This is a genomic window from Sphingomonas sp. LH128 (assembly GCF_000293195.2).
Taxonomy (GTDB): Bacteria; Pseudomonadota; Alphaproteobacteria; order Sphingomonadales; family Sphingomonadaceae; genus Novosphingobium; species Novosphingobium resinovorum_A.
In genome coordinates this window covers 1-8,370 of sequence record NZ_ALVC01000648.1, presented here as the reverse complement: position 1 = coordinate 8,370, position 8,370 = coordinate 1, and the positions used below count along the sequence as shown (strand labels likewise).

Genomic DNA, 8,370 nt, shown 5'->3' with positions numbered 1-8,370 from the left:
AGCCGATCAAGCGGGGACATGAGCCCGCCTGCCGTGGCGTTCCGCTTCACGACCGGGCGCGGCGGTAAGCATCCGGCGGCCCACCTTGCAGGTTACCGTGGATACCTTCAAGCCGACGGTTATGCTGGCTACAACGCGCTGTATCATGACCCCAAGACCAAGGCGCCGCGCGGCGTGATCGAGGTTGGCTGCTGGGCTCACTCGCGACGTAAGTTCACTGACATTCTGGAAAAGAACCCATCGCCGGTAGCTGCTGAAGCGGTCGTGAGGATCAGCGAATTGTTCGCGATCGAACGGGATATCAAAGGAGCGCCGCCCGATGAGCGGCGACGGGTTCGCCAGCAGCTGGCTCTCCCGAAGCTTGCAGCCTTGCGGCCATGGCTGCATGCCCAGATGCAGGGATTGTCCTCGGACAGCGCCTTGGCGAAAGCATGCCGTTATCCCCTTAACCGCTGGGCGGCGATGGTCCGTTATTGCGAAGATGGCCTGCTGGAGATCAGCAACAACCTGGTCGAAAATGCCCTGCGCGGCGTTGCTCTGGGGCGTCGCAACTGGATGTTCGTCGGGTCCATCAAGGGCGGGGATGCCTCGGCGCTATTTTACTCGCTTGCCGAAACGTGCCGCCTGAACGGTGTTGAGCCCGAAGCCTGGTTCACCGACGTAATCGAGCGTATCGGCAACCATCCGATCAACCGGATCGACGAACTCCTGCCGTGGAACTGGCAGGCCGCAAAGGCGATCCAGAACCTGGAGCAAGCTGCTTGAGCAACGCCTTCGTCGTGCACATGACGATCACTCTGGATAACGTGACGCCCGCCGTAACCCGCATGATCGAAGTACCGCTCGGCATCCGGCTCGATCGTTTGCACACTACCTTCCAGGAAGCGTTGGGATGGACCGATAGCCATCTGTGGGAGCTGACCTTCGGGCGCACGGGCTTCGGCATCCCTGACCCGTCCTACGGCTTTGGCGGCCCACTTGATGCCCGAAAGACGACCCTAGGTGAGGCGTTGGAGGGAATGCGCGGCAAGACCTTCCAGTACCTCTACGACTTTGGCGACGGATGGGAGCACAGCGTCAGGATTCACGGCATCGCTCCGGCTGACCTGCAAGGCAGCTATCCGCGCCTGCTGGAAGCTAGCGGAATGCGCCCACCGGAGGACTCGGGAGGGCCTTGGGGCTATGCCGAGAAGCTGGAGGCTCTCACCGATCCGTCGCATGAATACCATGAAGAGGCGTTGGATGCTCTTGGCGACGACCATGACCCCCACACTCAACCCAACATCGAGGTGATCCACGCTCGCTTCGCGGCACTCGCCAAGAAATGGGCGCCGCGCCCGCGGAAACCCAAATAACCCTACGTCAACGCCGCCTTCCGTCGGCGCTTACGTTCGTCATCTGCCCCGCGCGGCATCTTGCGCTGCGTCGATCGATGCTGACCCAGCACCCGGCATATCCGTCGCTCGGATACCCGGACTGGCAGATCCCGTCGTACCTGATCGATGCAGCGCCGCCGCCGCGCGGGGCTCAGAAGTTTCCCCGTGCAGCCTCCTGCAGGATCAGCTTGTCCAGCGTCAGGTCCGAGATCGCCCGGCGCAGCCGCTGGTTCTCCTTCTCCAGATCCTTCATCCGCCGCGCCTGATCGGTCTTCAGCCCGCCATATTCCTTGCGCCACCGATAATAGGTCTGCTCGCTGACCGCGATCCGCCGGCATGCCTCGGCAGTCGAGGCTCCCTGCGCTAGCACAATCTCAACTTCACGCAGCTTGCCGATGATCTCTTCCGGCTTGTGCTTCTTGCTCGGCATTCAATGCCCCTTTCATGGTCCAGACTATCATAGTCTCTGGGCCACTCAGCGGGGGGCAGATCAATCTGAAGGCAGCCATCAACCGCTTTATCAAGGAGCATAACGAGGACCCCCGACCTTTCATCTGGAAGGCCGATCCGAACGAAATTATAGCCGCTGTACGGCGCGGGCACCAAGTGTTGGAATCAATTCACTAGTTCAGCAACGATGGGAACGGACAGTTTCTGGCGAACGGCCATCGTCGCACGGCACAGAAAGCATGGGAATCCCTCAAGCGGACTCATTCGTTCCGATCAATCCACTAGGGGGCACCTCTTGAGGCAACACGACACACCAATCCGCGCATGTCCGTTGTCCGCCTACGACCTCCGCGTTTGCTGGCGGGATACAGGGTGCCGCCAATTGCCACTCCCGCCCCGTCATATCACTGGAATAGCGTAATCCTTTCCGGCTATGCTCCTGCCGAGCGACACCGGTACCTGCCATTGATCACTTCACCTCTCGCAGGGCGGCGTGAATCACAACATACTGATATTGCTTAATAATTTTTGGTCGGGCTATAAGAGCGGGCTATAAGAGAGGCATGGCATAGGCTTGGCGTGCCTGACATAATGTTTGCGGGGTTGTTCCCGCTGAAATGTGGTATATCGGCCAACACGTATGCCTATGATGAGTCCAAGCCTTTAGCCGTCATGGAAACTGGAATAAAAAATGAGGGGCGTGAAATAGATTAATTTCAATTATTACATTTAATGATTAAAATCAAAATCATAAAAATTTATAAGGTTTAAAAAGATACCTCGGGAAAACACCCAATTTAATAACTGCAATTGTGGCATGTTAATAGGTGGCGGATGCTTCGAAAAATTTACGGAAAAGAATTTTTCAATTTCCGCATCGTTCTAATATAATTTTAAACTTCATGCGGAAATATTAATAATTCTAATTGGAGTTAATTTGTCCTATGAAACACCGCTCCATTGCAATTTATAACAAAAGCATGAGTGGGCATCGCGCTGCCTACATGCGTTATATTTCTGACATATTTAAGTGTCGACAAGTCGGCAAATTACGTACTTTCGGTGTCTCGAATCCTGTATTATTTTTAATGATTGAAGATTCTTTTGCCTTATATGTCATTGTGGCATTGTTTCGTAGCCTGTTGGGACGACGGACGGTCGGTCTTTTGTTCCGCCCCGGCCCCGCTGCGGAAGGGGCAACCCTGCGCTTGCGAATTAAGCGCATGCTCCTTAAGATGCTGAAAATTTTGCCTGCAGTTCGGACGTTGACGATAATTCCCTTCTCCATCGCGCCCCATTTTAGAAATATCGCCGACGATGGCATTTATGATCTCCAATTATGGGACTTCGCTAGCGAAGCCGGCGGTGATCTGCTCGCTTCCCATTCGGTGAGCCCGCCGGCCGATCTGGTCGATATCGCAAACGGTAGGCGGGTAATCAGCACAATCGGAGCTCAAAACGTGAACAAGGGCTATGATGTTTTTACTTCAGTATGGCATGCCAACCAAGATTTGCACAGGCATGTTCTTTTCGCATCTGGAGGAAAGGTCGCACCTTCGCTCTCCGCAATCGGACGGCGCTTCGAATTGGAGGCAGGGTTTTCTGTAAATCGTTTTATATCTGACGAGGAATTGCTTGGTTTTTATTCCCATTCTGATTTAATATGGTGCTATTACAGCTCAGATTATGATCAGGCATCAGGGGTGTTGGGGCGGGCAATTCAATTCGGTATACCCGTGATCGTACGCCCCGGATCGCTTTCCCACAAATTCTGTGTCAGTGAAGGCGTGCCGCACATTAGTGTGGCGGCGAAGACTCTAGCCGCAGAACTCGCTAAGCCATTTCCTGTCCGCAACCCACGAGGCGGAGTCGAATTAGCCTCAAAGTTTCGTAAGATTAGTCTTGCCACATTACAGGCAGCGCTGGGCGTCCGAAAGAGCGCGCCATGACGACTTTGCCAAACTTCAACCTACGCAAAAACGTAATTTTTTCCGTTTTCGCGTTTGCATGCAACATTAGTCTCGTCTTTCTGAGTTACAGGCTAATGATCCGTAAAAGCGGACTTGAAGCGGTGGGCTTGTGGTCAACTCTGTTTGCTTGGACCACAATGATTAGAATGGGCGACGCGGGCATGTCAAATGCTTCACTGCGATTTATTGCCCTGTGCGATCCAACCAAAGACCGTGAACGGCTGCGTGCATATCTGGAAACAGGCCTGATCTCCAATATTGTTTTGTTCATTTTGCTAGGAACAGCAGGCTATCTGGCAATTTCCTTAAATATACAAAATATAGTTTCTCATAAATTTATTGCAGAAGCTCATCGCGTCTTACCAGTTATGATGGCAGGCTTCGTGCTTATGAATATTTCTGGAGTTCTTTTAGGGTCTCTTCAGGGCCTGCATTTGGGTTACGTTAATTCTCAGCTTAGTATAATGGGAAATTTGGTCCAAATAATTGCGGTTATGGCACTAGTTCCGCTGTATGGTGTCACTGGATTGGCTTGGTCTCAGGTTATTCAATATAGTGCAAGTATACTCGCCGCGTGGTGTTTTGTTCGCAGACAGACCGGAGTCCGTAGTTTCGTACCGTCTTTGTTTTCCGTGCCGGTTTTCAAAGAAATGTTGGGTTTCAGTCTGAAGGCTCAGGTTGCCAATATTGCCAATGGTTTGTTTGAGCCGCTGTCTAAGATTTTAGTGGGTCATGTTGGTGGATTGCAAACTGTTGGTGTATATGAGCTTGCCTTTAAAACAATATCTCTAACACGAAACGTCGTTGTGTCTGCATTGACCGCAACGCTACCTGCAATGACGACGCTATTTTCATCAGATCGCGAAAAAATCCAAAATTTTTACGTGAAATCTGTGAAATTCAATATACTAGGCGTAATGTCTTTATTAACATGCGTTTTAATAAGTTCGCCATTTATATCTATTTTTTGGATAGGACATTTGGATTTTCAGTATGTAATATATTGTGCATTAATGGCGGGCGGATTTATCATTAATTCCTATGGGGCTCCAGCCTATCAAATGGGAGTTGCGTCAGGCCAAATGAAAAACAACATTATTACGACAGCTTTGGCGATTGCGCTTTTAATTGGCGTCGGGGGCGTGTTGGGGAGCATTTTTGGTGGCACGGGTGTGGTTGCGGCGGCAAGCGGAACTCTTGCCGTGTGTGGCTTTTTGGTCAAACTGCTCAACGAACGTATGCTCTTTGGACGAATAGCGCGCATCGACGCCGTTTGAATGGAACGCTTATGAACGCCCTTCACCTCATCCATACACCGCGCCATTCTGGGGCGGAGATACTTGTTCGCGACCTCTGCCTGATGCATCAGGCAGAGGGGGTCAATTGTGCGATCGCTTCCTTCGAGCCATGCGAGCCTCATTTTTTGGACGAAGAGCGGTGGCTTGCAAACGCAGGTGTAAAGCTGTTCTTTCCCCCGAAGAGGCTCACTAAATATGAACGCGTGGCGCATTTCAAGCGAGTGTTTTCGATCTTCGGTCCAAGTGTCATTCTCGCCCACTCGGTCCTTCCCTCGTTCTATGGCCGTATGGCTCTTCCGTTCATAAAGGCACATGGGCGATTTATCACTGTTTTGCACTCGGCCAATAATGACGATATAAGCACGGCCCCTGCGGTTATTGCTGAACGAGTATTGAGGTTTCGACAAAATGCGGTTGTAGCTGTCTCGGAGGAGGGGCAGCAAAATTACATGCGGCGGTTTGGTGATCGTATTCCGGTCGAACTAATACAGAATGGAATTTCCCTGTCCCGCTTTCGATCAATCGACCGTCCTACGGCCCGGCGCAAATTTGGCCTTGGTGAAGGGAACAAACTATTTCTGCAGGTCGGCCGCATCGATGATGTCAAGCAACAACACGTGTCGCTCCGCGGTTTGGCAGGTTTGTTGCGGCAAGGCGGGGCTGAGTTGTGGTTTGCTGGACTTACGGAAGATGCCAATTATGAAGCCGACCTGCGCGAATTAGCGTTGCAAGAAGGCGTCTTACGGTCAGTGCGCTTTCTTGGCAGTCGGGATGATGTGCCAGAACTACTCGCGGCAGCTGACTTGTATTTAATGCCATCGCGGGCAGAATCGCAGGGCATAGCTCTGTTGGAGGCTCTTGCGAGTGGTGTACCCACTATCGCATCTGAAATTCCTGCCTTTAAGTTCGCTGGGAAAATGCCTGGCGTGGCATTGGTCGGCTTAGGAGATTGGGAAGCTATCGGGGCCCAAAGTGGGTCACTAATTAAACTAGGACGATTCCATCGCGATCTTGATCAATATGAAATAAATATAACTGCTAGAAAGTACAAAAATATTATGGGGTTGCTTTAAATTATGAACGGCCCTCTGCTTCGCTATTCCCCTAACAACTCGGGTCAAACTGTGACTCCCGCCCGCAAAGTAAAAGTTGAGATAAGGAAGCGCTATCGTTGGATTCTTATTATTTACGCGATAATGATATCGTCGTGGATACTGGATTTCAAAAGTGAGGGGGCTGGTCAGGGCTTGGCCATGCAAGCCATTTTCAGCGCATTTTACATCACTTTCGCTGGCAGCTTCACTGTTATAAATAGATCGAGGAGCAAAGGCTTATCTTTCATAATTCTTGCACTATGCACGGTGATTTTTTTAGCAACCGCGATAACAACTTCAATAGTTTACAACGCCGACATCTATAATACGATGCGGAATGTGATTCCTATAGTATTGTACATCACAGCAGCATCTGCCAGCTATTCAATCGTATTCGAAATGAAAGATAATCTCCGCGCACTTCGCCAGTGCATGGCTACAGTAGCTTTAGCTTACATGATCTCTGCATTCTTCGTTATTTATTTTTCGAAGGGCGTAAATTTTAGTACGATTAGATATGAGATAATCGGTGGCTCAATCGTATTTGGCGTTTCCTATGCTGTTATGATGATGAGATTTAAGCTGATCCCCATAGAAATTATAATGGTTTTTATCTCAGTTTTGATCATTTCGCTGTCCGTTACCAGAACATGGATTGCGGTTGCGGCAGTAGAATTTATGTTGGTTTTAGTATTTGTAGTGAAAATGCGCCCTGGTTTTATTGTTAGAATTTTCATGGTAGGAGCTGTGCTCGCCATTGGTGTGGCCACCTTGCAGTTATCCGGTGTCCCAGTGCTTGACCGCTGGACGCAGCGCATATTTTCAAATCAATTTTCAGTAGATCCGACATCACTTTCGCGCGAGCGTCAAAACAATTCGATGTTGGACAGCATAAGCCAACGCCCATTTTTTGGGGCTGGGTTAAGCGGCGAAAGCCGATTTTGGCTCGAAAAGAATCTTGGCGGCAGTAACGAAATCAGTAGGGCTTATGGATTCGGTCATAATCAGCACCTGAGTATGTTATTCATCGGCGGGATATTTGGTGGGCTCCCTTTGCTTCTTTTGCAATTTTGGCAGTCCGCATCAGCCGTAATTTTTATGCGTAAGACTCGCTGGTACAGAGAAAGCGATTTGGTCTTTTTCGGAGTTCTTAGTGGTCTCGTAATATGCGGCACTCTGGCGTATGGAATGCTAGGTGGAACATTCGGTGACCGCGAACTCGCATTATGGTATGGTGTGGGAACGGGTTTGTTCTTGGCAACGCGAGATATTTGGGGGAAGTTAGCGCGTGTTGTCAGGCGAAGGGTTAATATCAAGACTCTCTGATCACGTCACGGATCATGTGCCATGGGTGCGAGCTGGAGGTTAGAGGTGGCCTGGGGAATCTGCGCACTGAGATAATTGGATTTTCTGCCTGAGAGCAGCCAGGAAGGCTGCGAGACAGGAGCAGAGAATGAGCAGACGACCCCGGCGCAACCACAGCCCGGCATTCAAGGCGAAGGTAGCACTTGCCGCGATCAAGGGCGAGAAGACGCTGGCAGAGCTGGCGCAGGACTATGACTTGCATCCCAACCAGATCACGACGTGGCGCACGCAGTTGCTCGAAGGAGCGGCCGGCGTATTCGGGTCGGAGAAGTCCTCGGACGAGCCCGCCGTCGACGTGAAGACGCTGCATGCCAAGATAGGCGAGTTGACGTTGGCGAATGATTTTTTGGAAGGCGCGCTCGGCAAGGCAGGACTGTTGCCGAGCGCAAAGCGATGATTGACCGAACGCACACCTTACCGGTGAAGCGTCAGGCGAAGGAACTGGGGATCAGCCGGGGCAGTGTCTATTATCTGCCCCGGCCGGTTTCGTCGGAGAATCTCGCGATCATGCGGCGCATCGACGCGTTGCACCTGGAGTTTCCGTTCGCGGGAAGCCGAATGCTACGTGATTTCCTGCGCCAGGAGGGTATCGAGATTGGCCGCTGCCATGTCGCGAGCCTGATGAAGAAGATGGCGATCGAGGCGGTCTATCGACGTCCCAGCACCTCGAAGCCGGCGCCAGGGCACAAGATCTACCCCTATCTCCTGCGCAAGCTTCCGATCGTGAGGCCCAATCAAGTCTGGGCGACAGACATCAGTTATACATCCCCATGGCGCGGGGCTTCGTTTATCTCGTAGCTAGTCGTCTGTGAAAAGC

6 protein-coding genes and 4 pseudogenes are annotated in these 8,370 nt (G+C 51.5%); 8 read left to right on the top strand and 2 right to left on the bottom strand.

Annotated features, from left to right (window positions below; genetic code table 11):
- Both tnpC and LH128_RS30970 read left to right on the top strand, forming a co-directional pair.
- A partial coding sequence (gene tnpC / locus LH128_RS30975; RefSeq protein ID WP_037522500.1) for an IS66 family transposase occupies positions 1 to 765 on the top strand: 765 nt, incomplete at its 5' end.
- Positions 762 to 1,355 carry a plasmid pRiA4b ORF-3 family protein gene (locus tag LH128_RS30970; protein ID WP_008833642.1) on the top strand — a complete coding sequence of 198 codons (594 nt, stop codon included), beginning with the start codon at positions 762 to 764 and terminating at the stop codon, positions 1,353 to 1,355. The genes tnpC and LH128_RS30970, both read left to right, overlap by 4 nt.
- A 35-nt stretch (positions 1,356 to 1,390) precedes the next feature.
- Here the strand turns inward: LH128_RS30970 and LH128_RS30965 are convergent.
- Positions 1,391 to 1,806, bottom strand: a pseudogene (locus tag LH128_RS30965) (transposase); the annotation flags it as partial.
- A 59-nt stretch (positions 1,807 to 1,865) separates the two neighbouring features.
- Here LH128_RS30965 and LH128_RS30960 point away from each other — a divergent pair.
- Positions 1,866 to 2,003: pseudogene (locus LH128_RS30960) on the top strand (IS630 family transposase); the annotation flags it as partial.
- A gap of 134 nt (positions 2,004 to 2,137) precedes the next feature.
- On the opposite strand, the pseudogene LH128_RS34120 reads toward LH128_RS30960, so the two are convergent.
- Positions 2,138 to 2,292, bottom strand: a pseudogene (locus LH128_RS34120) (transposase); the annotation flags it as partial.
- Between the two features lie 478 nt (positions 2,293 to 2,770).
- Between LH128_RS34120 and LH128_RS34000 the strand changes: the two are divergent.
- The 5 genes and pseudogenes from LH128_RS34000 to LH128_RS32710 form a co-directional block, all read left to right on the top strand.
- Positions 2,771 to 3,775: a hypothetical protein gene (locus tag LH128_RS34000; protein ID WP_008833639.1), complete on the top strand. Its 1,005-nt coding sequence runs from the start codon at positions 2,771 to 2,773 to the stop codon at positions 3,773 to 3,775.
- Positions 3,772 to 5,073: an oligosaccharide flippase family protein gene (locus tag LH128_RS32725; RefSeq protein WP_083910382.1), complete on the top strand. Its 1,302-nt coding sequence runs from the start codon at positions 3,772 to 3,774 to the stop codon at positions 5,071 to 5,073. Before LH128_RS34000 ends, LH128_RS32725 begins: the two co-directional genes overlap by 4 nt.
- 11 nt (positions 5,074 to 5,084) lie before the next feature.
- The gene (locus LH128_RS32720) at positions 5,085 to 6,167 is read left to right on the top strand and encodes a glycosyltransferase family 4 protein (protein WP_008833637.1); all 1,083 of its coding nucleotides are present in this window, start codon (positions 5,085 to 5,087) and stop codon (positions 6,165 to 6,167) included.
- Between the two features lie 3 nt (positions 6,168 to 6,170).
- Positions 6,171 to 7,514 (top strand): O-antigen ligase family protein, encoded by a 1,344-nt coding sequence (locus LH128_RS32715; RefSeq protein ID WP_083910381.1) that lies wholly within the window; start codon positions 6,171 to 6,173, stop codon positions 7,512 to 7,514.
- Between the two features lie 127 nt (positions 7,515 to 7,641).
- Positions 7,642 to 8,353, top strand: a pseudogene (locus tag LH128_RS32710) (IS3 family transposase); the annotation flags it as partial.
- Positions 8,354 to 8,370 lie beyond the last annotated feature (17 nt).

Bases quoted from the DNA above. Each gene is read 5' to 3' on its own strand.
- LH128_RS32720 (WP_008833637.1), top strand. From the start codon at position 5,085: ATGAACGCCCTTCACCTCATCCATACACCGCGCCATTCTGGGGCGGAG.
- LH128_RS32725 (WP_083910382.1), top strand. From the start codon at position 3,772: ATGACGACTTTGCCAAACTTCAACCTACGCAAAAACGTAATTTTTTCC.
- LH128_RS32715 (WP_083910381.1), top strand. From the start codon at position 6,171: ATGAACGGCCCTCTGCTTCGCTATTCCCCTAACAACTCGGGTCAAACT.
- LH128_RS34000 (WP_008833639.1), top strand. From the start codon at position 2,771: ATGAAACACCGCTCCATTGCAATTTATAACAAAAGCATGAGTGGGCAT.